General features: G+C 52.8%; 39 protein-coding genes. 3 read left to right on the top strand and 36 right to left on the bottom strand.

The features are described 5' to 3' along the window. Positions 1-33 precede the first annotated feature (33 nt). The 34 genes from ACMWKK_RS18395 to ACMWKK_RS18230 form a co-directional block, all read right to left on the bottom strand. Positions 34-792, bottom strand: coding sequence for an Ig domain-containing protein (locus ACMWKK_RS18395; protein WP_406542901.1), 759 nt, complete (start codon positions 790-792; stop codon positions 34-36). A 56-nt stretch (positions 793-848) separates the two neighbouring features. Then, complete coding sequence (locus ACMWKK_RS18390) at positions 849-1232, bottom strand: hypothetical protein (RefSeq protein ID WP_045281500.1); 384 nt, start codon at positions 1230-1232, stop codon at positions 849-851. Next, complete coding sequence (locus ACMWKK_RS18385; protein ID WP_406542900.1) at positions 1229-1597, bottom strand: HK97 gp10 family phage protein; 369 nt, start codon at positions 1595-1597, stop codon at positions 1229-1231. The genes ACMWKK_RS18390 and ACMWKK_RS18385 overlap by 4 nt, the downstream gene beginning before the upstream one ends. After that, a complete protein-coding gene (locus tag ACMWKK_RS18380; protein ID WP_045281502.1) occupies positions 1598-1966 on the bottom strand; it encodes a hypothetical protein in 369 nt (122 codons plus the stop codon). It abuts the gene before it with no gap. A 172-nt stretch (positions 1967-2138) separates the two neighbouring features. After that, positions 2139-2522 carry a hypothetical protein gene (locus ACMWKK_RS18375; protein ID WP_406542899.1) on the bottom strand — a complete coding sequence of 128 codons (384 nt, stop codon included), beginning with the start codon at positions 2520-2522 and terminating at the stop codon, positions 2139-2141. A gap of 2 nt (positions 2523-2524) precedes the next feature. Continuing rightward, on the bottom strand, positions 2525-2902 hold the full coding sequence (locus ACMWKK_RS18370; RefSeq protein WP_155027274.1) for a hypothetical protein: 378 nt from the start codon (positions 2900-2902) through the stop codon (positions 2525-2527). A gap of 10 nt (positions 2903-2912) precedes the next feature. Beyond that, a complete protein-coding gene (locus ACMWKK_RS18365; protein WP_155027275.1) occupies positions 2913-3998 on the bottom strand; it encodes a major capsid protein in 1086 nt (361 codons plus the stop codon). An 11-nt stretch (positions 3999-4009) separates the two neighbouring features. Beyond that, on the bottom strand, positions 4010-4441 hold the full coding sequence (locus ACMWKK_RS18360) for a hypothetical protein (protein ID WP_155027276.1): 432 nt from the start codon (positions 4439-4441) through the stop codon (positions 4010-4012). Positions 4442-4444: 3 nt separating this feature from the next. Next, positions 4445-5833: a DUF2213 domain-containing protein gene (locus ACMWKK_RS18355; RefSeq protein ID WP_155027277.1), complete on the bottom strand. Its 1389-nt coding sequence runs from the start codon at positions 5831-5833 to the stop codon at positions 4445-4447. Positions 5834-5895: 62 nt separating this feature from the next. Next, entirely contained in the window at positions 5896-6483 is a 588-nt protein-coding gene (locus ACMWKK_RS18350) for an HNH endonuclease (protein ID WP_165356706.1), read from the bottom strand. Between the two features lie 206 nt (positions 6484-6689). Beyond that, a complete protein-coding gene (locus ACMWKK_RS18345) occupies positions 6690-7694 on the bottom strand; it encodes a phage minor head protein (protein ID WP_406542898.1) in 1005 nt (334 codons plus the stop codon). After that, on the bottom strand, positions 7621-9090 hold the full coding sequence (locus tag ACMWKK_RS18340) for a DUF1073 domain-containing protein (RefSeq protein WP_406542897.1): 1470 nt from the start codon (positions 9088-9090) through the stop codon (positions 7621-7623). The genes ACMWKK_RS18345 and ACMWKK_RS18340 overlap by 74 nt, the downstream gene beginning before the upstream one ends. 12 nt (positions 9091-9102) lie before the next feature. Further along, a complete protein-coding gene (locus ACMWKK_RS18335) occupies positions 9103-10575 on the bottom strand; it encodes a terminase (protein ID WP_406542896.1) in 1473 nt (490 codons plus the stop codon). Continuing rightward, positions 10575-11090, bottom strand: coding sequence for a hypothetical protein (locus tag ACMWKK_RS18330; protein ID WP_114647268.1), 516 nt, complete (start codon positions 11088-11090; stop codon positions 10575-10577). Before ACMWKK_RS18330 ends, ACMWKK_RS18335 begins: the two co-directional genes overlap by 1 nt. Before the next feature lie 166 nt (positions 11091-11256). Continuing rightward, positions 11257-11475, bottom strand: coding sequence for a hypothetical protein (locus ACMWKK_RS18325; RefSeq protein ID WP_406542895.1), 219 nt, complete (start codon positions 11473-11475; stop codon positions 11257-11259). A gap of 99 nt (positions 11476-11574) precedes the next feature. Beyond that, positions 11575-12006, bottom strand: a complete 432-nt coding sequence (locus ACMWKK_RS18320) for a hypothetical protein (RefSeq protein ID WP_406542894.1) — start codon at positions 12004-12006, stop codon at positions 11575-11577. Between the two features lie 279 nt (positions 12007-12285). Continuing rightward, a complete protein-coding gene (locus tag ACMWKK_RS18315) occupies positions 12286-12672 on the bottom strand; it encodes a DUF2570 domain-containing protein (RefSeq protein ID WP_406542893.1) in 387 nt (128 codons plus the stop codon). Then, positions 12669-13109: a lysozyme gene (locus ACMWKK_RS18310; protein WP_406542892.1), complete on the bottom strand. Its 441-nt coding sequence runs from the start codon at positions 13107-13109 to the stop codon at positions 12669-12671. The genes ACMWKK_RS18315 and ACMWKK_RS18310 overlap by 4 nt, the downstream gene beginning before the upstream one ends. Positions 13110-13112: 3 nt before the next feature. Continuing rightward, positions 13113-13388, bottom strand: a complete 276-nt coding sequence (locus ACMWKK_RS18305; protein ID WP_045259826.1) for a phage holin family protein — start codon at positions 13386-13388, stop codon at positions 13113-13115. Continuing rightward, a complete protein-coding gene (locus ACMWKK_RS18300; protein ID WP_001514183.1) occupies positions 13385-13786 on the bottom strand; it encodes a putative holin in 402 nt (133 codons plus the stop codon). Before ACMWKK_RS18300 ends, ACMWKK_RS18305 begins: the two co-directional genes overlap by 4 nt. A 521-nt stretch (positions 13787-14307) precedes the next feature. Further along, positions 14308-15117, bottom strand: a complete 810-nt coding sequence (locus ACMWKK_RS18295) for an antitermination protein (protein WP_023330222.1) — start codon at positions 15115-15117, stop codon at positions 14308-14310. Further along, positions 15117-15233: a hypothetical protein gene (locus ACMWKK_RS18290; RefSeq protein WP_023330677.1), complete on the bottom strand. Its 117-nt coding sequence runs from the start codon at positions 15231-15233 to the stop codon at positions 15117-15119. Before ACMWKK_RS18290 ends, ACMWKK_RS18295 begins: the two co-directional genes overlap by 1 nt. Positions 15234-15416: 183 nt before the next feature. Continuing rightward, positions 15417-16052 carry a recombination protein NinG gene (locus tag ACMWKK_RS18285; RefSeq protein ID WP_406542891.1) on the bottom strand — a complete coding sequence of 212 codons (636 nt, stop codon included), beginning with the start codon at positions 16050-16052 and terminating at the stop codon, positions 15417-15419. Further along, on the bottom strand, positions 16045-16215 hold the full coding sequence (locus ACMWKK_RS18280; protein ID WP_406542890.1) for a NinE family protein: 171 nt from the start codon (positions 16213-16215) through the stop codon (positions 16045-16047). The genes ACMWKK_RS18285 and ACMWKK_RS18280 overlap by 8 nt, the downstream gene beginning before the upstream one ends. Then, positions 16208-16657, bottom strand: a complete 450-nt coding sequence (locus tag ACMWKK_RS18275) for a recombination protein NinB (RefSeq protein ID WP_045355012.1) — start codon at positions 16655-16657, stop codon at positions 16208-16210. The genes ACMWKK_RS18280 and ACMWKK_RS18275 overlap by 8 nt, the downstream gene beginning before the upstream one ends. A gap of 186 nt (positions 16658-16843) precedes the next feature. Next, positions 16844-17830 (bottom strand): hypothetical protein, encoded by a 987-nt coding sequence (locus ACMWKK_RS18270; RefSeq protein WP_406542889.1) that lies wholly within the window; start codon positions 17828-17830, stop codon positions 16844-16846. A gap of 10 nt (positions 17831-17840) precedes the next feature. Next, positions 17841-18017, bottom strand: a complete 177-nt coding sequence (locus ACMWKK_RS18265; RefSeq protein WP_016239854.1) for a hypothetical protein — start codon at positions 18015-18017, stop codon at positions 17841-17843. Beyond that, a complete protein-coding gene (locus tag ACMWKK_RS18260) occupies positions 18014-18328 on the bottom strand; it encodes an ead/Ea22-like family protein (RefSeq protein ID WP_406542888.1) in 315 nt (104 codons plus the stop codon). Before ACMWKK_RS18260 ends, ACMWKK_RS18265 begins: the two co-directional genes overlap by 4 nt. Next, positions 18325-18741: a hypothetical protein gene (locus ACMWKK_RS18255; RefSeq protein ID WP_045135309.1), complete on the bottom strand. Its 417-nt coding sequence runs from the start codon at positions 18739-18741 to the stop codon at positions 18325-18327. The genes ACMWKK_RS18260 and ACMWKK_RS18255 overlap by 4 nt, the downstream gene beginning before the upstream one ends. After that, entirely contained in the window at positions 18738-19037 is a 300-nt protein-coding gene (locus tag ACMWKK_RS18250) for a hypothetical protein (RefSeq protein WP_023330689.1), read from the bottom strand. The genes ACMWKK_RS18255 and ACMWKK_RS18250 overlap by 4 nt, the downstream gene beginning before the upstream one ends. Further along, positions 19034-19828 (bottom strand): replication protein P, encoded by a 795-nt coding sequence (locus ACMWKK_RS18245; RefSeq protein ID WP_000509243.1) that lies wholly within the window; start codon positions 19826-19828, stop codon positions 19034-19036. The genes ACMWKK_RS18250 and ACMWKK_RS18245 overlap by 4 nt, the downstream gene beginning before the upstream one ends. Further along, a complete protein-coding gene (locus ACMWKK_RS18240) occupies positions 19810-20538 on the bottom strand; it encodes a helix-turn-helix domain-containing protein (RefSeq protein ID WP_063153798.1) in 729 nt (242 codons plus the stop codon). Before ACMWKK_RS18240 ends, ACMWKK_RS18245 begins: the two co-directional genes overlap by 19 nt. A gap of 130 nt (positions 20539-20668) precedes the next feature. After that, positions 20669-20890, bottom strand: a complete 222-nt coding sequence (locus ACMWKK_RS18235; protein WP_045622363.1) for a CII family transcriptional regulator — start codon at positions 20888-20890, stop codon at positions 20669-20671. 38 nt (positions 20891-20928) lie between these two features. Next, positions 20929-21150, bottom strand: coding sequence for a YdaS family helix-turn-helix protein (locus ACMWKK_RS18230; protein ID WP_047746573.1), 222 nt, complete (start codon positions 21148-21150; stop codon positions 20929-20931). A 117-nt stretch (positions 21151-21267) separates the two neighbouring features. Between ACMWKK_RS18230 and ACMWKK_RS18225 the strand changes: the two genes are divergently transcribed. The 3 genes from ACMWKK_RS18225 (at position 21268) to ACMWKK_RS18215 (ending at position 22731) form a co-directional block, all read left to right on the top strand. Then, entirely contained in the window at positions 21268-21987 is a 720-nt protein-coding gene (locus tag ACMWKK_RS18225; RefSeq protein ID WP_406542908.1) for an XRE family transcriptional regulator, read from the top strand. Positions 21988-22222: 235 nt separating this feature from the next. Then, entirely contained in the window at positions 22223-22570 is a 348-nt protein-coding gene (locus ACMWKK_RS18220; RefSeq protein WP_039024874.1) for a hypothetical protein, read from the top strand. A 38-nt stretch (positions 22571-22608) separates the two neighbouring features. Next, complete coding sequence (locus ACMWKK_RS18215) at positions 22609-22731, top strand: hypothetical protein (protein ID WP_255250421.1); 123 nt, start codon at positions 22609-22611, stop codon at positions 22729-22731. Positions 22732-22883: 152 nt separating this feature from the next. Here the strand turns inward: ACMWKK_RS18215 and ACMWKK_RS18210 are convergent, their stop codons facing one another. Next, on the bottom strand, positions 22884-23081 hold the full coding sequence (locus ACMWKK_RS18210) for a hypothetical protein (RefSeq protein ID WP_406542887.1): 198 nt from the start codon (positions 23079-23081) through the stop codon (positions 22884-22886). 364 nt (positions 23082-23445) lie between these two features. After that, positions 23446-23856 carry a hypothetical protein gene (locus ACMWKK_RS18205; RefSeq protein WP_063848977.1) on the bottom strand — a complete coding sequence of 137 codons (411 nt, stop codon included), beginning with the start codon at positions 23854-23856 and terminating at the stop codon, positions 23446-23448. Positions 23857-23925 lie beyond the last annotated feature (69 nt).

Below are 23925 nucleotides of genomic sequence, written 5' to 3'. Positions count from 1 at the left end.
TGGGGCACCAGGCGATACCCCATGTAATGCAGGTTAAACCGTCACTGTCACGGCAAATACGGCAGTGAATTCGCCATCGTCAGTTTTCACTGTGATATTGGCAGTGCCTGCTGTCGCGCCGGAAGGGGCGTTAACTGTTACCGTGTTGCCGCTGATTGTCGCGGTTGCCCTTGCCGGAACGGAAGATGTAGCCGTGAAGGTTTTCTCCGATGCATCGGCAGGCGCTACGTTTACCGCGAATGTTGTGGACGATCCAGCTGCTACAGATGCACTGGTAGGTGTCACAGTCACACCTGTAACCGGAACATCTTCAGCGACCAGTTGCACGTCGATGGTGTCAGAATCAGATACCTTAAATTCCGTTGTCAGCGTAACAATATCGTTACTGCCACCATCAGATCTAAGCGCGTTGATCACCATATAACCGACAAAACGAACCGGGCCGTAATCCATGAAAACCCAGATAGTCGGCTGGCGACCTGCTTTCACCTCGTCGTTGTAATATTTAACGAAGTTACCGACACCGAACTGATCGAGTTTGTCACGCTTGCGAACTTCACCTTCAAATGAGATGGTGAAATCACTGTTTGTGACGATATTTTCAACGTAGCCTTTCGTATCATCAGCATCGCTGGTAACAGTGTTAGGGCTAAAGTCAAAGCCTTTCGACGTGCCAGCCATCAGCGGCAGTCGCTCGCTTTCAAGCGGGATTGTGTCAGGGCAGCCCAACGCAACCTCCAGCACCACGGCGCGACCAAAGAGCTTACTGTTGTCAGTAGAGCAACCTTGCATATTCTTACCTCTTCATAAATAAAAAATGCCGCCATATGGCAGCCTGTTGATGTTGCTTACTCCCCGTAGAGGCAAGCGAATTGAAGTCGGAAGACGATCCTTCCCTCATCGGTCGGTATCGGTGGCGGGATGCCACCCATATTTTCGATTTGCCCTACACAGCTGTCGCTGATGGGGTTGTCCTGCACGTAATCAATAATTTTCTGCACTGCCTGAGCAGTTACCGCGCGTTTATCCCTCGGCCCGATAACATCGACCAGTACGTAATGTTCTGCTCCAAGGTCTTTACGGATTGGTGTTCCGCCATTTGGTCGGAATACGATAAATGAGTCAGTCGCTTTCCTGGTGTCTTCAAAGAATAGCAATTGCACGATCCGCCCTTCAGTAAGCCCGGCCGCAACGAACAGGTTTTTGACCCGTTCATACATTGATGGCGTCATACCGATATCTCCTTATGCACCACCGCGTCGATTTGCCCGCGCATGTCATCAAAGCCTTTTTTGAGGAATTCTTTCTCAGCCGTTGATCGCCGGAAGGTCTGCTTAACGTTAGGGTCGTGTACTGTCAGCGCGTAATTTGCCGAATACCCGACACGCCCGGTCACACGCACGCCGTTTATGACTAATTCACGGTACTGGCTGTTTATCAATAACGATGTGTCGATAGGCGTGTACAGAGCTGCCTGTGAGCTTCCGATAATGAGTGCTGACTGAATGGCGCGGGCAATCTTGCGCCCGGTGATGTCATCAATCAGTCTGTTCAGATTGGCCTTGCCCTGAGATATGCCACGAACTTTACCGCCCATTTATAGCCCCGATAGCAGCGCATAATCGTCTGCGGTCCGATTGAATGTGTCGGCGTACCGGATGACCTGCAAAATCTTGTCGGCACCAGCCACCAGAGGATCAGACTCGACAGACTCACCGATGAAGATGAAATCACCGGTCTGCGCGTCTGCGTATTCAGTCCATAACGTGTTTTTAACCACCACTTCTGAACCAAGGTTACCGAGAGACGCAGATACACCAGCAATCTTCTCTGACATGCCACCCTGATAGTCGCAATCAATGACAAGAGGAGCGGAATACCCAAGAGGATCGCCGTATTCATCCTTGCCAAGGTTTCGCCAGACAGTGGCCTTTGCGGTATAACTCCAATTCGCGGTTGCTGACATCAGCCCTCCTTCCAGCGAAGTACCTTCGCGCCAGTAGCCCGGATACGCGGGCAGTTGATGAACCACTCGCCGTCCGATTTCACGTAGCCGGTAGTCTCCCGCCCGGTATCGGTCAGCACCCATACTCGAACGAATGAACGCGGCAGCCGGACGCTTACGGATGTCCAGGTCATCAGCAGCCCCCAACAACGAGGAACATCCCAACCTTCTGCCCGACATCGATGGGCAGCTCTGACGTGCAACCGGAGGTATCCAGCGCCAGTAGAGCGTCACGCATGTTGAGCACGCTATCGCTGTAGTCAAACGAGCGAGAGGCACCGGACGGAGCGCCCTGCGACTTAATCCGCTGCGTATAGGCCGTCAGGGCCATCAACGTGACAGCGTATACCTGAATCAGCACCAGATCGCAATCGTCGTAACCGGCAGCAATCAGGCAGGGCTCAATCTTCGCCATCTTGCAGAGATAGGCGTCGATCATGAAGTCAGGGACGGTGGTATAGCCGAGCGCAGACAACTGCTGTTTAACCTGCGCCGCTGTTATCTGCACTACAGCCATGGTTATTTCGCCTTCTTGGTAGCTTCTGCCAGGGCGGCTTCAGCCTCTTCAGCGCGCTTCGTCACCGCCGCCAGCTGCTCATCGAATGTGGCTTTTTCAGCTGCAGCCTGGTCAGTGAGTTTAGCCACCTGCTCCAGCGATTCATCACGTTCCTTCGTCACCGCCGCCAGCTGCTCGAGCAAATCGCTATGCTGTGATGCTGCCGGCACTGACTCGCCGAAGAGCTTTTCACCCTTCTTCTTGTCGGTCTCTTTCGCTTTACCAGTCGCTTTCCAGCGCGCTGCTGTTGCATCGTCAACTTCAACTACCGCACCAACCTCCAGCTTGCGGAGGTTGGCACCAGCAAACACGTTACCTGATGTGATTTCTACCAGTGCCATTTGTTTCTCCTTAGCTGCTCGCGAAGAGCACACCATGTTTGAGGTTGATATCCTGCTTAACCATCAGGCCCATAGCGCCCCAGGTACGCCAGATGAAGTCGCTGTTGTAGAACTGACGAGGGTCAGCAACAGTACCTACGGCCTGGCCGGTGATCGGAGCGATAACGCCTGCAGTCAGCGGTACCACCAGAATCTGGTTTCCGGTGAGTTCTGCATCTTCTTTCACCGCAGCAATGCCAGACAGTTTCAGGATTTCCTGCAGGATGGTGCCAGACTGGTAATTGTCGCTGTAATAGCGCTCCCAGTTGGACATGATCTCGCTGGAAACATACCAGGTCTGTGGTGCGTACTGGTTGTTACCGATTTTCAGCGTATCGCGTAGTGCGATCGCACCATTTCGGTTCTGTTCTGCGGTTGTAGTGCGGCTGGAGAAGTCGATGTTCAGACCAGATGCGCCTAAATCAACCTGACCGACGCGCTCATCGTTCTTCAGGCCTTTCCAGGTTTTGCCGTCGAAAGTAACGAAGTTGCCTTCTGAGTCGCGGAATCCATTGAACATGTAGTCCACGATTTTACGGCGCACATCATCAACAGAGCCGCTCTGAGCGTCAGACAGGGAGGCCAGTGCAGAACCTTTGTTAAAGATCGGGTCACGCCAGTGGAATTTGAAACCTGAATCGTGCACTGGCACCATCGTGCCGTCGAAGCTGTATGCACGAGCATCCAGCGCCGCACCAATCTGGCCAGACATGGAGGTGTGCGCCCAGCCACGGCCGCCAGTACGCGCATATTCATACACGGACTCTTCCAGTCGTACAGAGCGAGACAGCGGCATCAGGTCGTTAAACAGGGTGAACTCAGTGTTCGGTTCGAACTGCGCCAACACAGTCTGATCATAAGCGCGGTACATGCGGCGGATGTCGTCGACGGCGTTGACTGCGTCCAGGTGACCATTCTCACCAAAACGAGCTCGGGCAATGAAGTCAGCCACGGCCTGGGCGCTCATGTTGCGCGCCATCTCCAGTTCACGGAACTGTGCCTGGTTCACTTCGAGGTTACCGGTGCGTTCACCGATAGAGCGAGAAAATACAAGCATTCAGGTGCTCCTTACTTGATAACGACGCGCAGCAGATCGCCTGCAGCAACGGTGTACGCCGTGTCTTCTTCGACATATGCGCGGATGGACTCGCCTGTGGCATGGGCTTTAACCTGGCCGTTTGCGATGGATAATGGCTGCCCTTTTTTGTAGGTGCCTCCCGCCGCGCGCACGTTAAGGAACATGCCAGGCATCGGATGGATGCCAACTACCAACTCATTAACAGGGATTGAGTCGTCAACCGTCTGGCAGCGCAGATAGTCAAAGTCAGCGACATAGAGGATCGCCTCTTCGTTGCCATCAACCGAGGCCGTGAACTTGGCGGCAGAGAAAAAGCCAACAGTACCTGGCTTAGTGGCGGCCGCAGCAGCACCTTCACGGTTGAGCAGCGGATTAGGGAATACGCCACCGGCGTGAATTACGTGTTTTCCGTCTTTAGCCATTTTTTACTCCGGCATTTCGCTGACTGATTGGGTGTTGGTAGCCTGATTGCGGAATGCACCGTTCAGGCCGAAAGAGGTCTGGCACTTGGCGTACATAGCGTCGAGCGCCTTGCCGTCCAGATCTGCGACTTCTTCATCGCTCATGTTCATCGCCAGTTTCACTGCCGCGCGCTTTTCGCCTTTCTCTTTGTCGGCGTTCGCGTTCAGGCTGTTGAAAACGACGTCCACGCGATCGGCGAGTGTTTTCGCCCACGCTGGCATCTCTTCGTTATTGGTGGCCTGCTCTTTTTTCTTGGGCTTTCCGGTTTCCGGGTCGATTTCTTCATCGCCTTTTTTCTTGGCGGTGGCTTCTTCGGCCTTCATCTGGTTGTATGCGTCCATCAGCTCGGCGTCGGACTTGCCTTCAGTCGGCTTACCAGCGGCTTGCAGCGCATTGATAATCAGTTCTTTCATCGGATCTTTCTCTCCGTTGGTTTTAATCTCGTACTCAGTGGGTTTGCGCACGACTTCTACAGGTTCGCCGACGAACACGGCCTTGCCGTCGTCATCGATGAGGTACTTCTGCTTCAGGTATTTGGTGTCATTGCGGTAGATGAAGCTGTCCGGCCACACCGTTTCAGGCCAAAGCCACTTATCTTCGGTATCACCCTCGCGCAGCTTGTCGCTGATAGCGCGTGAGATATCGTCGAATGAGAAGTTAGAGGCGTTGGTGAAGAAAAATTTTGTCTTGTTGAGCAGGCCGTCTCGGGTGCAGTCGATGCCATCAGCCAGGCGGGCAACTTCAATCTGCTGCTCATCACCTTCTGAGTTAACGAAAATGCCCACGCCCTCTTCCGGCGTACCGGCGCCAGGCTCATCGAGCAGCACCGCCACATGGTCAAACATCATGTTGGTGGCGATTTCGCTGTACTTTTTGCCCTTCGACTCGCCATTGGCGGCAATGCCGGAATACAGCAGGCCGGTGGAAATGTGGATAGGGTCGGAGTTGGTACCGGCCAGCATCTCATCCAGGCGGTTAATCAGGCGTTTGCCCTTGTCGCTCGACTCGGCATACTGGCGGTTGACATACATATCGCCCGTCACCTTTCCGTCTTTGTGGCTGACGTTCTGTAACCAAGCCCCGACGTGGTACTCGTTCACGGCCCGGACATCGCGCGCCGACACATGCTTGCCGTCCACTTTCGGGTGGCCCAGCGGCATCGGGTTACGCTCGAGCGTGTTGTAGGCCTTTTCGATTTCTGCTGCCGGGTACAACTTCCGGTTCATCACGATATCGTCCACGACAGGCGTGATGCCGCGAACCACGATATGTGGCTTGCCGTCGATGGTTTCAGTGGTGATGTTTGAAGCGGAGTTGACGACGGTCAGCACGTTAACGCGGTTGCGTTTCATGCTGGGTCCTCATTGGTGGATTTCAGGCAATAAAAAAGGCCGCCGTAGCGACCTTGATTTGTTTATAGCAGCCCCATCTCTCGGAGCTTATTCAAGTTGTGATCAATCTTGCGCTTGCCGTATTCGCCATGGAGCCTTTCACATTCAGCGTTGTAGGCGAGGACGGCAAGCTTGAGGTCATGGAAGTACCCGATGTGATGGTGCTTACCAGCAAGTGCGATCTTTGCGACCCATTTTGATGTCTTTCGGCTATCTGTTGGCGTGTGCCAAGAAACTCCGATAAATCCAGATTGCGAGTTAGACCTAAGGCTCTCGTTTATTTTATTGATCGACTTGGTGGCGGCTCGCAAATTTTCTATGCGATTGTCGGAGCGCACGCCGTTAATGTGGTCGATAAAATCAGGCTCATCGCCGTTGAACATCTTCCAGACGATTCGATGGGCCATTACCAGTGCGCCATCGACTTTGACGCGGATGTAGCCATCTTTGCGCTTATAGCCACAAACTGAGCCACTCTTGACGCAGCCGCGAGATATCTTGGCTATCAGGTCAGACCCTAACACCTCAAAAAGCTCATTCAGCCTATCCTTTGATGGCAGAGGGACAACGCCATCTTTGCTGGCTGGAAGACATTTTGTTTTGTTAAGCAAAGAGGCGCACGCCTTACAGCTTCCGCGATATCCATCAGTGCATTTTTTGCTTCTGTAAAACTCAGATAACGGCTTGGTCTCACCGCATTTCTTGCATGATTTCATTCTAAACCTCGTAGCAGGTTTCGTAGATGATGGGTGCGGCAGGGGTGTCTACGTTCACCCTCTTCGACTGGCCGGTCTAGCCGCACGTCAATTTTACCACTTCACTTTTCGTCAGGCTTCCATTTCTTGCGCTCGGCAGCCAATTTATCAGCCAATCCCTCGTTATAAATCTGACCATCATCTGTCAGTAATACTTGGATTTGGCTGCAATAACAGTTGGCGCGGTTCTTCATTTCACTGTAGAAGTCTCGCACCTCTTCGGTGGTGTAGACCTTGCCGTGACGGCTGGCATGCCAGGTGCGCGTCGTAGGCTTGAGCGCTGACAGCCACAGCAGGCCAGTGTTCAGCCCCAGCCGGTCAGCGGCCCAGTCAGTTTCGTTCCACTGAGCCTGCCGCAGCGCGCCGACCTGCTCAGTCTGAGCGATGGTCTTGGCCTTCGACATCGATACATCGAGACGCTTGCTGATGACGCTGGCCGTCTCGCGAGGATTCACACCGCGCGCTACTGCATCGGTGATGATGTTGGTCAGGTCGCCGCGGGCGGTGTCGCTGATAACCTTCCAGTCGCTGAACGTTGTCAGCCTGGCCGCCGCCACCTGATTAAGGTGGCCGGGGCTGCTTAAAAGCTGCTGGAGCGTCGTTTGGCTGGCGTACACCTGCGACTGCTGCGAGAGGTTATTGAATGCCTCCAGCGTGCCGCGCTGCGCTTCTGCGACGACGTAATCCATCGCCCAGAGGTTTTGCTCGCCACCATCCAGAAGATAATCGTCGAGAATGCCCTGCACCGCATCCAGCAGGTCCGCCAGTTCCTGCGCCGACATGTCGTAGATGAACTTGCCGGCGTTTACCTGGTATAGCCGCATATCCGCGCCGTTGTCGTGGCAAAGGAAATGCCAGTTATGGCTGTTTACCTCGCGCTCACGCCCGGTAAGGCGCTGGTCGAACAGAGCTTTCAGCGAGCGCTTAATGCCGAGATACCGCTCCTCGATATCCCGGAACATCGCGGTTACCTGCTTTGCCGATCGGGTCGGGTCAACCTTGCTGCGCGGAACTATCGGCAGCCCCACCTTTGCCGTCTGTTCTGGTGTCATCGGCCAGTGGATCATCGGTAGTCACCTTCTCATCCGGTTTTGGTGGTTCTTTTGGCTCCGGCAGCGGGTCAAGCCCAACAACTTCGCGCAGCTCATTTGCGGTAAACGGCGCGTCGCCACCATAGTAAGGCGTCGTTTTCTGTACGATGTCGGCAAGTTTTGAAGCGTTCTCGATCTTCTCTTTCTCGCCAGGCGCAAGCAGGTCGCTCCACGAGATGGTGACCTCTCCTTTGGTCGGCGGGTCGATAATCCCAAGCGTCCAGAAGCGTTCCAGCAGCGCGGTGATTCGATCCGTAAGGAAGCCATTGCGCCGAGTATTACGGCGTATAGCCCAGTCCGTTTTATCCTCATCGCTCGCCAGCCGACCGGTCTGCTGACCGAACAGGATGGTGAACGGGATTTGCACGGAGGCTGCCAGTTCGTTAGCAGTGACTTCCCAGGTCGGGCCCGGGTCGCCCGGCGTAACACTCAGAACGTGCATCTGCCCGGCCTGCATTACGGCCGCCGCATCGGTACCACGGTTAAGCTTGTTGACCTTGTCGCCCATAGCTTCGCCGAGATCGGCATACCCAGCCTTCTTGGCCTGGTCTGCCAGTGTCGCCATGTCCGTTTCTTTGCTGAACTCGACAGCAATCTGACGGCTGGCGTTCTTGAGGAAGCCCTCAGCACCACCGCCGGAAATCTTCTCGATATCGAGGCCTTTGTTGAAACCAGCCTCCAGCAGCGGGATACCGGACAGGACGTTGTCGTCTTCAGATCCTTCACAGAACAGAATGACTCGGCTCGGGTGTACCGGTTCTCCGCGCATCGGCCCGACAAAAGGCTCATCACCGACCGGTTGTTCGTTGAAGTTGAACATCTTCGGCTTGCCGAACTCTGGAGAAAGGCGGTCGTTCTCCCAGTCAGCAACAGTTAATTGCGGCTCCCATACCGGGATAAGTTTTACCAGCGCTGACTCGCCAAGGGATTTCACCAGCTTGATATCTACTGGCTCGTTCCACGACTTATTATCTTTCACCTGCAGCAGCAGCGCGGAGTAGCGTCCAACCATATTGCGGCGATCGGCATCCTTCACCTTCGGCCACAGCTTCTTCATGAACTTGGTGACTTTCTTTTCCCAGGCGTTTGTTTTCTCCGCTTCCTGCGCTTCATCACCGTCGACAATGACCGGATAGTCCTGCCAGCAACCATCCAGCAGACGATGCACCACAGCAAAGCCAGCGGCGTTGCGGCGGTACATGTTGTAGAAGTCGTTGAAGGTGATCTCGCGCGGGTAGCCAAATTCCTGGTAAAGCGTCGGTCGCTTCGTATTGCCGCCACCGATACCGATGGCATTCAGGTAATTCGCTCGCCGCATTTCAGTGGCGAGGTTGTTCACAGCCATCTGCAGGCCGTTATCTTGTTCGCTCACTGGCGATGCTCCTTAGAAGAATACTGTGCCGACCTGCTTACGGTTGTTCTTCGTAACTGCGAAGTAACGAAAGCTATCGGCACCGTGCGAAGTGGCGTCATGGAGAGGTTTGTCTTTCCAGCAGCCGCGCTTGTCGTCCCATTCCTTCCGGTAGCCCTCAAGGTGAGAGATACCTTCCGAGCATTTCTCCTCATCGAATACGCATTTCGGGAGGATTTCACGCGCCGACTCAATGCCGGTATCGATGCCAGCTTTCGGCACCACTTTGAAATTCAGTGAGTACATCTGACCATCGATTTCGTAACCTTCACGCGCCAGCTCTTTGCGTGACTTCGCATCAGCAGCGAACTCGCGGTTTTCGATGTCGTGCGGCCCCCAGTGCTCGCCGTACTCATAGCCCCTGTCCTTCAGCACCTTCATGTAGTGCCTCAGGCCCTCTCCAGAGTTTTCGTAGTAGTCGATGATGTGGAACTCGTTACCAACCTCACGAACGAACCAGATAGCCGTAGAGTCGCCCACACCGATATCCCAGAATGTATGAACTGGCAGGTGTGAGTTATCCGGGATATGCCCGATCCGCTTGTTGGTATAGAGCCAGCGGAACTGCTTGGCGTAGTACGCGCCCTCGACCGACTGCTGGAACGCCTCGGCCGGAATGGTCGGGTATTCGCGCTTCATGTCGTCGCCGAGAGTTTTCTCTTTGGCGTAGTACCAGGCCCTCTGCCGTTCGTTAACGATTACGCCGTGCTTCGCCTCCATTTCAGCGAAGTATTCCAGCAGGCGCACCGGCAATGCTTCGACGGGGTCGATTGCGTACTGCGGATTCTTCCACCAGGAGAAGAAGAAAAACTTCCAGTCTAGGTCGGATAATGGCTTGCCCTGCAGCATCGCTTTCTCTGCTGTCTGGCAGTAATCGAAGAAGTAACCCGCCCGGCCCTCTGCCGTGCTCTCGATAGTAGCGAAGCATCCAGTCGAAACCGCCTCAAACGCACCAGTGACGATCTCACGGGCTTTGTCCGGATACTTAGCGCATATCTTCCCGAACTCAGAAACGTGCAGGTAACGCAGCGTACCGCCACGAAACGACGTGCTGACGTATAGCGAGCCGCCCTTCTTAAAGACGAGTTCACCAGACGAATCATTGCTCGCCGGGTTTGCCGCCTTTATCTCTACAGGCAACTTGTCGTATGCGTACTTCACCTTTTCTCGGAACAGGCGCTTTGCGTCATTCAGCGTGTGGGCAATCAGGGCGCACTTCGCCGACTCAAACAGGGCCGCGTCGAGCTGGATGATGCACACCTCTGTGGTGAACCCGAGCTGGCGAGCTTTCAGAATGATGTTGCGGGTGTGGATCCCCTCGAAGTATTCCCGCTGCTCAGGTGTCATCCTGAATCGCGTAGGCTTTCCCTCTTTGTCGGTAATCCAGTAAAGGCTGTTCAGCCGCCAGTCTTTGTCGGCCAGCAGCTTGATGTGCTCAGGTTTCATTATGCCCCCTGAGACAGTGAATCCATCAGATTAGACAGGTCATCAACCGTCTTATTACCTTCCTCTGTGTCGAGGTTATACGCCTTGCGCTCAGCGTTTATCACTTTGATTTGAGCATCAACACCGGCAGTGATCGAGCGAGACATTGAGGCGTGATTCTCTTCCGTGATATCTGCATCTTCGAGGAAGTCTCGGAGCTTATTGGTGATGCCGCGCCATGCCGCCAGACTTTCCCGATGAGCCATGACTACAGCGGCGGCCTCGTCAGATGCCTGGTCAATAATCTGCTCATCAGTAACCACTGGTGCCTGGTTACCGTCTTTGGTTACCGACTTGGTTACCTTGGCTTTCGTTGCCGCTCTTACCTTTTCAGTCAGGTCGCGCTGCCATCCCTCTTTGTTTGCTCTCTTCAGGATGGTGGCGTGGTTAACGCCATGCTTTTCGCCGATGGCCCTTACTGATAACGAACCAGCCCGGTAAGCCGATTCGATGGCCTCCCAATCTGGTTTGGTCATTCGTTACTCCGTTTTGTATTTTACCGGCTCCGCCTTCACCTTCTGGCTTATGCCGCGCTTTACGATGAACTCAGCTACCTTTCTGTAATCCGGATCGCAACGCATCATCATGCAGAACAGTGTCAGCGTCCTGAGATAGACAGGAACCCACCACCTGCTCTTGATTTCAACTGACAGTCTGCACGTCGCCATTGGTTTCTCCCTCTTCCGGTACTGGCGAGAACTGCACGCGCTTCACATCGGCCGGAGCGAAGTAAAGCCACTCGCCCGTCTCGGTCGCCAGCGGCACAAAGCCATTAACCAGTTCAGGCTGACGTCGTGACATTTTGCCCGTGAAGGTTTCGCCCGTCTGGGTGGTTAGCGTGATTTGGTAGATGTCGGACATTGAGAGCCTCTTTATCCGCTGAAAGGGATATTTAGTGCTTTATCCATTTGAAGGGATATCCATTATCGAAGCCCCTCAGTGAAGAGCTTCTGTAATGAGTTACAACTTTACGATATGCCCTGTCAGCTCTTCGAATTTGTCTCTGCCAACCGAATTAAGCAGGGTTACAAAGCCGCAAGCGAGGATATAAAACAGCGACGTGAATACCCATCCGGAGTAAGACAACATGACGAAGATGGCCGACATGGCCGCAAGGCTAATGAACTTCTTGATAGCCCCCTTGCGTTTGTAATAGTCCTTCAGAGGGATAAGCATCTTGGCCCGTTCTATGGGGTCGCTCTCTTTCCCGGCCATGAATACAGCCACAAGGAACAGAGGCGAGATGAAGCAGGCAAGAGTGATGATTGCCCAGTATGCCGCCACGACGATACTCATCAATGAATGGTCACCCTTTAATGTTGCGTAAACCAGCAGGCCAAACAAACCCCAGACCAGAACGAATACAAAAGCAGTAGTCATTAACTTCTTCATATTGCACCTATAAGTTGCGAGCCTGTTCGCATAGATAAGCCGCCCCGAGAGATAACGATTTATCTCAGGCTCGCTTCCTATAGGCTCTCGGTGGTAGTGCGCTGCGATGCGCATAAAAAGCCCCGCTATTGCGAGGCTCGTGATGATTCAATTTTCCTGATGGCCGCCTTATCCAGATTACACTGCCCCAGTGCCGTATAGAGTTGAGCGTTTAACTCAAGACTTGCCTGCCATGTGAACGGAACCACCATTCCGGGAATTGGCGTGTCTGCGGTCAGGTCAGCGCTTATCGGGACCACCGGAGCCGGGACGTAAACTGTCTGCGTATTCCCGCAGGCTGTCAGCAGCGGCAGAAGGAACAAGCTGGTTAGCGCACGGATCGCCCTGCAACTCCTGCCTGATGTAGACAATGCGCGTTTCGCCCTTTTGAGCCAGTTCGTTCTTTGCATTCTGGGTAGCCTGTGAGATGTCATGGATGAGGTTCATCGTGGTAATCACGTTGTTGGTGATCGCCTCTGATGTTTCGGCCCGGACCTTCGCTTTATCGCGCTGGTCTTTGTAGGTGATGGCGTTGTCGCGGTAGTGGTTCACGAAGAACGCCAGCACGCCGATTAACGCCACCACCAGCAACTGCAGCCAGTAACGCTTTACCAGCGCGCTAATCACGACAGGAACAGAGCGCGCTCCGCCTCACGCCGACGGGTCAGTCCATTCAGGACTTTTCCACCAGCTTTATTCCAGCGCAGGAACTCATCGGCAGCACCAGCGCAATCACAGGCGTTGAGTTTTCTCAGGAGAGTCGATGTCGACAATGACCGGGCACCAAGGTTATAGGTGAACGACACCAGAGCATCGAATTGCCCCTGAGTCAGCTCCACTTTAACCAGGCGTGACACGTCATTTTCGTAGCTGACCAGTCCTGCCTTCAGCAGGCGTTCTGCCGTCTCCTGCTTAATCGCCATCCCGGCGCGGACAGGTTTGCCGTCGACGGGCTGAGTCCATCCGTATCCGATCGTCCACACTCCGACGCTGTCCTGGTACGCGGTGAGCTTGCAGCCTTCGAACTGCTTGATCAGGGCAATGCCTTTATCACTGGTTTGCATGGACTACTCCGTTATAACGACCTTCGCCAGGTTCCCACGTGCCAGCCACACCGCTATGCAGATGACGGAGTTCAGAAGCAGATCGCCGAGGTTAACCTGTACGTAGTGGCCGAGCAGAATGTTGAAGGCGTTGAATCCTGCGGCAAGGATGACCAGGTAGGCCAGCACCGCGACACTCAGGCGATGACGCTTTCCCTCTTTACGGAAAAACATCAGCCTGACCATTATTAACAGGCAAACTATGGCGTTTGCATCCATCAGAAGAAGCTGCCATGTCATTTATCTTCCTCCCCCAGCCCCGGCATCTTCCCGCTTTTGGATTTGCGGAGAATACGCAGCAGGACTGCCACGGAAATGGAAGCAGTGACAATTGCACCGACAGCTGGCGATACTTCAATGCTGGCCGGTGGCTTCATCAGGCTTAACGGCGTGTTAATGATTCCGGCCATGATTTTCGCCATGGGTACGGAGAAGAACACGCCACTGATAAACGATATCAGCGCAAAGATAGCCTGCTTCCAGAGTTGATGGGGATCTGAGGTCAGAACGTATAGCGCCGTTCCGGCGAGTGATCCGAGCATCACTGCTGGAGTCGCCTCCGGAAACAGCGTGGCAAAGGTTACACCGACTGATGACGATGTAAGACCAACGCCTACGATAGTGAAGGTCTCAGACATATTTATTCCGTGTGTAGTTGGTTCAGGCCCTCGGGACGATTTAACAAGTAGGCGCGTCGATGATGGTTCCCGGAGCCTGAAATAAAAAAGCCAGCGACAGGCTGGCAATGTGAGGGTAAGGCAATGTCGGCTCGTTGGCTGAAGAGTCCCAGGCAGTGGGTTCTGTGTGTGGCGATCGGACTCGAACCGATACTCAGGTTCAGCATTAGCATCATGCCTGCCCTGCCGGATAACCGGTTGATGCGTTACTCTACCCATCTAACCCGCAAGCGGGAATTGAGTTACACCACAACGGTTAGAGCACTGCGCGGCACCTTTCACCAATCCGCGAGGTCTACGGGTTCAATGCTCTTACCTGTTGTGCAGATACGAAAAAGCCCAAGGCGTTAACCTCGGGCTTGAATTTTTTTTGCTTCGGAACGACTGAACGGATTACCAGCATTAGAGATAAATATATCCAGTTTTTCCGCGAAATGCAATACCTATTTCCTATATATTTTCAATATCAGGGAAAATTATTTTCACCTCGTTACTTTTGAGAGAATGGCATCAGCCATAGACTCCTGCTTATGGCATTCGGCGACAAGTTCCTCAAAGAGCGGCTGAAGTTGGTCATAAGCCGCCGTTTTCTTTATCTCCGCAACAGTATTAATTCCCTCTATCACCGTTGAGAACTTCAGTCTGGCGTAACCTCTTCCACCGCAGCGGTCACAGGCTTTCATCACCGGAACGCCCTGGCGATCGCTTTCTGCCTTGTCCAGCACCTTACCTTTGCCATGGCAGCGACACGAATTGCTGATAACGCCTTTTCCGTTACACGGCTTGCATTTAACTCGCACCACCTCACGCGCCTGTGTCCAGCTCTCCCAGTCGCTTGGGCGAACGGCACGCGACATTTTCGACCAGTAAGGCGGTTTCCCCCATGGGTATGAGACCTTGTTGGTAAACACTTGCGCCTCTGTAAATCCGCCACCATCACAGCAATCACATTTTCGAGTGCTGGCAGCACTTCTTGAATAATCCTGGTATGCAAAAGCGCAGAGAACCTTAAGCACGCCTGACCGAGCTGATTCATCGAGTTCAGACAGTGCTCTGAATTTACCTGATAACTTACGTGCCTGCTCATAGAGTCTCTCCAGTGCTATATCTGGGCTGCTAATGCCGATTTTCGAGAGGTAAAGATCGAAACCAAACCCGCACTTGTGGCCAGCAAGGCCAAGCGCCGCCATAACGTCAGTGCCGGTGAGACTGTCTGATGCGGTTGCGCGAGGAGAGTCACTGAACATCGGTGATTTAGGCGCAAAGTATTTAGCGATTGATTCGAGGTTCATTATGCGGCTTCCTTCTGTGGCTGGTTGGTTTTGGTCTGGCTGTGCTTTGCTACTGGCGGCAGGTTGGCGCGCTTAACGCTTTCTGCCTGATACTTTTCGAAATCAGCTCTGGTCATGATTCCACCACTCCCGTGCTGACTTTCTGTATTCAGGGTTTTCTGTCTGACAGATAATTTCCGCTCGATCGCCGCTTATCAGTTCGCGAGCTTTCGCATACAGCCTTTCTCTTTTCGAAAGCTGTGTCGTTTCATACCAGGTGCTGGCAACGAACTTTCTCGCTTCAACTGGAGTGAATGTCTTCACGCTGCCTCCCGCTGTTTCAGTGCTTTGAACTTGGCGCGGTACTCATCGCGGATCCGGATGAAGTCTTCACGGCGGTAGTTGGTCATTTCGTGGGGGCCATTGAGCCAGTCGACGTATTCCTGGCCGTATCGAGCGACCAGTCCTGCTTCGTATTGCTGTGCGACAGTCGCCTCTTTAGCGGTGTACTTCCCTGCCCCGGCATTGCAGGATTTGCATTGTTTATGGGCGTTGCGCTCTTCAAAGCGCAGCTCAGGGTTGGCGCCGACCGTTTTGAAGTGTCCGCAGTCCCATTGTCCGCCATGCAGATCAGGCGGGTTGGTCTCGCCGCAGCTGATGCATGGCAAACCAGCATCACGCGCGCGGATGTAGGCGTTGAAAGCCTGTTGAGCCTGAGCCTTGTAGTAACCGGCAGGCCTAAGCTCTGCCAGCCGCTCCTTGCGGCGTTTACGCCCGGCTTTCTCTGCCTCTTTCTGTTCACTGATGCGCTTAGCGGCCTCTTTGACCTTCTGCTTTGCCCTCAACTCCAGCGCGTAGATGGCGCCATGCTCAGGGCAGCACCACCAGACGTTGTCGAAGGTGGCGGTGAACTTCTCTTTGCATATCTTGCAGGTGCGACGGGTAGGTTTACGCATGACCTCTCCTTGCCGCGAGACGCAGCCATTTCTTATCGACCAGGCCGGATGTGTAGTCTTTCAGTGTCGGGATGTCTGACGGCTTTACCACTGGCTTACGCTGGCGGCGCGCCGGAACGCGGAAGATTTCGTTGGTGATGACGCGCGCGAGAGGACTACCCACGTGAAGCCCTCCACTCTTGCGCCCAGGCGATGCGCTTACTGGATGCTTCGGAGAACTTCACGCCACGGTCGGTGCCGAACCAGTAAATCGCCTCGATGACATCGACCATGTATCGCTTGCTGGATTTGGATGTGCGGACGCCGAAATAAACGCGGCCACCATTGATACCCGGCGCAGATTTCTGCTCCTTGTCCTGAGTCTGGTTTACCAGAACGGTGATGAGGTCCTTCCACTCTTCGCGGGTCAGCTTTTCGCCGTGCCAGACAACCTGGTCAGACAGGTCTTTCAGCAACGGCCACATCAGACGGTTCTGCTTGTCGGTTCGGGTTTCTTCCCGGGCCTCGACCACCATCGGCGCGCGAGGGTTCACCGGTATGGTGCGAATGAACGCGATGAGATTCTCTTTTACGGTGTCGTTAACGATGCAGTAGTGCTGTTTCATACGCCACCTCCGAGAGGTAACGCAGAATGCAGAAAATCGCAGGTGCATTTCTGCATCTGTGACAAGATGAGGAGTTCAGATTGTGGTCGCATTTAAGTCCCCTTAAATGCGCAGAAGTCGCAACCGGCTGTTCAGACCGACTGCGACTTAATTATAACATCACTTTTGAAAAATGATTACCAAAAATCAGTCACCACTATCTTCGAGTTTTTGCATGGCATCGCCATAACGTTCCATGCCTTTGGCAACCGCCTGAGTAACCTCCTGCTGCGGTGCAGCTGGATACGCACTGCCTTCCTGACCTGGCTCGTTGCTTCCGGTGCATGCATTCCGGTGGTCATTGGCGTGTGGGCAGCGTTTGTTGCCGCATTCGGGGCAGACGACGAAGCGCATGTCTGCTACAGTCACTGGCCGACATGTTCGGCACCAACAATCTGGAGTGTTGAGGGCGTCACGCTCTGCAAAGATTTTCTCAGCGTCGATTTCAATGCCGGAGTTGCGAATGGCATCCACCGCATAACGCAACTTGCAAGCCGTCGTTACAGGTTCAACCATATTGTTGGAGTCACCGGAATGGTCAACCATAGCGAGCTTATCCTCGGTATGGTTGGTTATCGCTTCATGAAAGCGTTCAAGCTCCACGTACTCCTGGCATGACCAACCGCCATCAATGAAATCACGAGCTTCAACAGCGTCGAAAGTGAATGATGTTTCGCTGCCAGTTGGTGAGGTTAAGCCGTACAGGTCTGCTACCGGCTTAAATTGCGTGACTGGTATGGTACCTTCATTGGTGAGGGTACCAGCCTGAAGCATGGCGGCGCGATAGGCGTTCCAGCCGACAGCTTTTCCGTGTTCAAACGCGCTGTCAAAGTCATCATCCATTTCCATCGCAGCGGGCACAGATACCGGCGCTGGCTGGGCGGTGTATAACCGAGTGCCATCTTTGAAATTCTCCCAATCAGCCTGTCCATCAGCGGCTATGCACACCACCTTCGCATCCGGGTGGCATCCGCAATCGTCATACTCACCGAGGACAACCTCGCCAACAGCCTCCGCTTCGAGCGATGCCAGCGCGATACGCGCCAGCGCCAAAGCCTCACCACATTGAACGTGGTCAGTTTCGATAATTTGCTGTAACTGCTCTTTGGTGAATTCTTTGGTAATAGGGCTCATGGGTTAGTCCTCAGTATCCAGAGTACGCGCGGAGTGATGCTATTCTCGCGGTGATATCATTGATGATTTCCTCCACTACCTCTGCGTGCTCATGTTCATCACGCAAGACATCAAGGGCGCTGTCTATTTCACGGAGCATATCCTGCTGCCATTCAATATCTTCTGATTCCGGTATTTCGTATTTCATGCTCGCTCTCCTTTACCGGCTGCGGCGGCGATGCCAGCAGCAGACAATGCAATGCGGAACGCGTCCTTCAAATCTTCAATCTGCTTGTCTTTTGCTTCCAACTCATCCAGCAGCGCAAGCACGGTTGCGGGGTTGGCTGCGGCGATGAAGCGCTTATTGGATCGATTATCTTGTCCTGAGCATGATGCTATGTAGTAATTAGCGTTCATACCGGCATCAGCAATTACGCCATGGTAGTCATCAGTACACCATTCGCCTGGAGTTGCGTTTTCAGCTGCAGTTCTCAGCGCCTGTTTGTCGATGTTGCTCATTGGGCGGCCTCCTGACGAAGCTGGGCGGCGAAAGCATTGGCGAAACGCTGTAAATCTGCGGTAACCATCACTTTGTAGCTGTCATCGCCAAATTCATCCATCAGTTGCTCAGCTACAACGGCCATCATCTCCACACCCTGCGCCCGCACTTCAGCCAGGAAAGCGTCATGATTAGCGACCGTTGGAGTAGGGTAGGCGTCGACTTTTTCGCCTCTCTGCATGCCAATTTCAAAGCAAGTGTTATCTAAATCTTCAAGTATCACAGCGCGGTCTGTAAGCACTGCGCTTATCTCCGCAGCCAGCACCGCGCATCTGGCTTCAAGTGCGGCGTAGTCTTCGTGATCCACAAGACTGCCGTTTTCGTCTTCAAATACTGAAGATGGACCATTAACTTCATAACGTTTTACGCTCATACCCCTACCCTCCCCCAAACCATCAATACCCGCTTCATGGCCGCACTGTTGCGGCACTCCTGAAATATTCCGTTGGTGCAACTGCGAGCGGTACCAGCCTGCTCTTCCGGCGTAGCCAGGCGATAAGTCACCGTCCGCCAGACCTTGCTCACGCGCACAATCTTTCTGGCCCGCTCCAGATCGATAGCGTTCTTCGTGATGCAGTTGATGGTCATGCCGCACTCTGTGGCCACATCCTTCGCTGTGAAGGTCCGGTGCGTTTCGAGATAACGCAGAATTGCCTGTTTGCCTTTCATTGAATAAGCCCTCTCTCTTTCCCGCGCTGATACTCTTCCCAAAGCCATTGGGCCGGGGTGAGAGCTCCGAGAGTCGCCGCATTTGGCATGCACCCGAAGCTTTTTCCTTCCGGGTGATAACCGGCTTGACGGCTCACGTGATTTGTCGGGATCACTTCATCAGAATTCTCGAGCGCCAGGACGGGAGATGGTATTTTTTCCCCGCCAGCAACTTTCAGCGCCCATTCCTCAAGTTTTTTTGACGCGTATTTTTCAGTTTCAGCCTCGCTCAGCTGGCGCTGGTACATCGCTCTGCGCGTATCGGTCACAATCCAGTACATGACGTCATGAGACCACGGGAAAGCTTCTGCTCCGCCGGTATGCAGCCCTTTTTCGCGGCTATACCGATGAAACTCATTCATCACATCAGCCAGGCCAATGCCAAGCACCGTGCCGCTATCCTTGCACCATTTGATGAATTGCCCCGGCGACGGCCAGAAAGGTGATTCACTGGCGCGGGCGTGCCGTACTCCGGCAGAAAGCTGTTCGCGTGTGCGGATCCCATTCTCTGAAAACGCTGCGATCCACTGACGCTTTGCCGTTTTCTCGTCTGCGTCAGTTTTCAGGTTTGTCTGCGTAGACGCAGGGAAAATCTGCTTCAGCTGCCGAAAGAGAGAATCAACAAGCCCCTCAGCCTCAGGGTTGATAACCTTCTGCTGGTCGGTACTTCCGTTCGCCATTCTGGAAAGTAGCGCGCCATCACGGCCGTTAACGGCTTGCATAATCTGATTATTCACAGGAAGTCCTCCCATCCCTCGCGGCTGTTCCAGTGCGGCGTTTCCTGCTCAGCACGACTACGCTTAGCCAGCGGGTTAACCCTGGCATTCCGGATCCAGACTCTGAAAGCCGAATTCCAGTCGATTAGCTGCGTGCCGCGGGAAAGGTGATAGTCCCGGAAGTTCAGCAGCTCAGTTTCAATGCTCACCCCCTTCTCGGCAGCCATGGCAATGTGATCTGCTGATGGCTTAAACAGGGGCGGGAATGGAATCTCCCCGCTTGGTGAAATCCCGATCCGCCGCTTAGCGGCTTCGCTGATAAAACCTTCGCGCCCAGAGAGAGAGTTAGGTTCAATGACTGGTTCAAAAGAGTGACTGGTTCTGGTGCCATCTGGTGGCACAGGGGGTGTGCCATCTGATGGCATAGGGTGTGCTTCGTCGTGGCATACCCCTGTGCCATTTAATGGCATAGGGGTGGCATCTAATTTGAGGTAATACACATTTGACGTGTTACCTTTTCCGTTGTTGACGCCGACACGGTTCTCACGCTTGATAAGACCCATTTCTTCAAGCGCATCAATATGGTTACGAACAGCCGTTCGGCTGCATTCGCATTGGTCGGCGATGTGTTGATACGAAGGCCAGCATTCGCCTTTGTCATTGGCGTTATCAGCCAGCTTAATCAGGACGAGCTTACGCAGTGAGTTTCCCACTTTGACCCCCATTGCTTTCGCCATAAGTGACATGCTCACGTGCTACCTCCGGTTTGTTTACTCTCTTCGATTTACTTGGCATAATTGCCTCGCAATTGACTGACGTTTATTGCACCTGAAAGCCGTTGGTGTTCCAGCACCGCGGCTTTTCCCCTTTCTGCGGTCATGCTTCAAAATCTCCCTTAGCTCCATCCCGGTTAGAAATCAGGATGGCCAGCAGCAGCGACATGTTCGGAACCAGGTTTTCCCGCCACCGGCTTACGGTTGATTTGTTGACCCCGATAACCTCGGCGATACGGGTTGTTCCCAGCTCTGCAATCTGACGGTGTAACCAGCTCTCGATTCGTCGCGCCTCCGCTTTGTTGCGTGTAATTGATTTTTCCATTTGTGATAATTCCTGTGATTTATGGTTAGGGCCGCCTGTCAGGCGGCAAAGATTCCTGGATACAGAACTTCACGGGGAAGCCCGGTAACTTCTTCGTACTTGCGCATTTTTTTAACTGGAAGGGTGCCACCTCGCTTTTTGAGCATGTTGATGGCCTGAGGCGTAACGCCCACCTTCTCAGCCAGCACCTTTTGAGACCCACCGACTGCGTTGATGGCTTTCTCAAGCGGCGTGCTGGACTGTGATTTTTTGTTGATCATGATTTGCTCCGCTCATGTGTAATCAACACCATGTTAATTCATGATGTGGATTTAATCAACATAATGGTGATGGAAAAAATCCACATGTTGTTTACCATGCAGGGAGCGGAGGGTTTTATGACTACCATTTCTGAGAGAATTAAATTTTTACTGACCAAAGAGGGGTTGAAGCAGCGCGATCTGGCTGACTCGCTATCAACAAGCCCGCAGACCGTAAACAACTGGATTAAAAGAGATTCATTAAGTCGTGAGGCCGCTCAACAAATATCTGAAAAGTTTGGATATTCTCTTGATTGGTTGTTAAGCGGAACTGGTTCACCAAAAAAGGACCAGGAAAGCAGCATCCCTCCCGAGTCTGAATGGGGTGTTGTAGACTCTTGGGACAAAAACACACCGCTTCCTGCTGACGAGGTTGAAGTGCCATTTCTTAAGGATATTGAATTTGCGTGTGGTGATGGGCGTGTTCATAGCGAAGATCATAACGGCTTTAAACTGAGGTTCTCCAAGTCAACACTACGCCGAGTAGGGGCAAACACCGACGGTTCTGGAGTTCTCTGCTTCCCGGCCACAGGTGACAGCATGGAGCCGATCATTCCCGATGGCACTACGGTAGCCGTAGACACGAACAACAAGCGCATAGTTGACGGTAAGCTGTATGCCATTGGTCAGGCAGACGGCGGTAGCGGGCAGCTCAAGCGCATTAAGCAGCTATACCGGAAGCCGGGCGGCAAGCTAATCATTCGCAGCTACAACGGCGACGCATATCCGGATGAAGAAGCTGACATTGATGATGTTGAGATAATCGGTCGCATATTCTGGTACTCGGTGTTGCTGTAAAGACGAAGCTGCGACTGGTGTGATAGCCGTCATCATTCAATATGATTGATGAAAATCATCATAAAGTTTGTGTTCTTTTAGTCGATTTTAAGTGTATATATATCATGTGCGCGCGATATAGAGATGTTTCCTTTCAAAGTCAATTATTTCATTGCTAAATCGTGCTTATTGAGCGGAAATCGTCCAATTCGCATTGAAAATCGATTGGAGAGATCCTATATAAGGAGTATAGTTAGTGACCCAAGAATTTAGAGATGCTGTAAAAGTGACAGATGCAGAAGCTTCTTTTCAAGAAAGGCAACTGTATCAGGTTCAGATAGCTGTGAAGGCTTTGATTGATTTCGTTGTCACTAGCTTTGAAGAGTTGGGTATCGAAAAGTTACATGAGCTCGTTGATCCGTCACTTGATGAGGTTCATGAGATCATTCTCAAGCTTGATACCAAAGCCAAGCAACTTGGCGCTCTTGACCTACAGCAGGTATTGCTTACCGCGCAGATACTGATTCGTGATATTAAACAGAAAAACCCAGATCTGTGTGCACAAAGCTCCAAAATTCTCAAAGGGGCTGTAATTTTTAAATAACTTTCTTTTGGATGAAACGAGGCACTGCGGAGGCGCATATGAATAAACTCCACACAATTTCTGAGATGCTTAAACTGGCTGGCCGTCTTAATGAAATCGTTGCAGAAATGCAAGCTCGCAAGGATGCTATCCTTGCAGAAATGAACAAGAAAGCTGCATAACCCAGTTCTAATGTTCATATTAAACCCGGCCACCGCGCCGGGTTTTTTATTGCCCACCCATAAAGCTATCCCCCATTCTGCCGATAACTATCCAGCCTGAAGCTGATAACAATAACTATCGCAACACTACCTGCCCGCCCGTGCGGGCTTTTTTATTTCCCCTTCCTCACCAACTCCGCAGCATCCCTGTTAGCTCCCTTCCCTGTCACGTTTCCCGTTTCCTTCCGGTACCGTTCCAGCTTGTCGATGATGTTTTGCTGGGTCATAGGTAAATCTGCCAGTGACAACTCCATCACCGCCCGCCCGACTGCATGAGCCATCATATTCACGCGCTCTTCATCCAGTTCCATACCCTTCTCCCGCATATAGCCTGATTTTTTCAGCATAACACCTGAGGCACCAAAAAATAAATCAACATTAAAATCAACAAGAAAGCATAAAATCAACAAAATAAATCAACACAGTGTTGACCAGCAAATCCACATGATGTTTAATTACCCCATCGAAACGAAACATCGACAGCTGAGCGAAGTTAGCCAGCGGCGAAGTGGAGATTCGGTCAGTCGAACGGCGCGACAGTAAACCATGCGTCGGACCATAGGCGGGCTCAGGAAGAGCGGCAATTATGGCAAAGCGATTTACCAGCAGCTCTTTGCGAGGGGCTGACGGTAAACAATCAGAGGGGTGGCGAGGGAGTGATCCTCGCCTGACATTTTACGGGAGGGTTTTCATCACACTATCGAGATCTCTCTTTTCAAACTCAGAACACCATCCGCAGGTAGCGCAATGAAAAGTCGAATCACTGAAGTCGGCACCGACCGCTTTAAAACAGTTGGGACAATAAACCGCCCTTGCATAGCCACCAGAGGTATCTTTTCTAAAGGCCGCAGTGCGATGAAGGACAAACTGCTCCTGTGCCCTATAAGCCTCTATTTGCTTCGTAAGTTCTACGTTTTTTGCTATCGCTTCGGCAAGTTTCTGCTCGGTGGCAGCATGGGTTTTCTGAAGTACGTCAATCTGCTCGCCAATGAAAGCGATGCGTTCTCGGAGCACCTCGTTGCTCTGGATCGTCGAGAGAGCACCAAGTCCGTTTTTAAGGGACGCGATGATTAATCCTACATCCATGATTAGTCCTTAATTGTCTGTGGAATAACCAATTTATCAATTTCCTTTGTCTGTGGAAAGCAAGGAAAC

Origin of the sequence: Enterobacter sp. 01-M-03-SI-ECC, from assembly GCF_047530215.1 — a bacterium.
Classification (GTDB): Bacteria; Pseudomonadota; Gammaproteobacteria; order Enterobacterales; family Enterobacteriaceae; genus Enterobacter; species Enterobacter chengduensis.
Note: the sequence above shows the minus strand (reverse complement) of the source record. Positions and strands in the feature narration are given on the sequence as shown.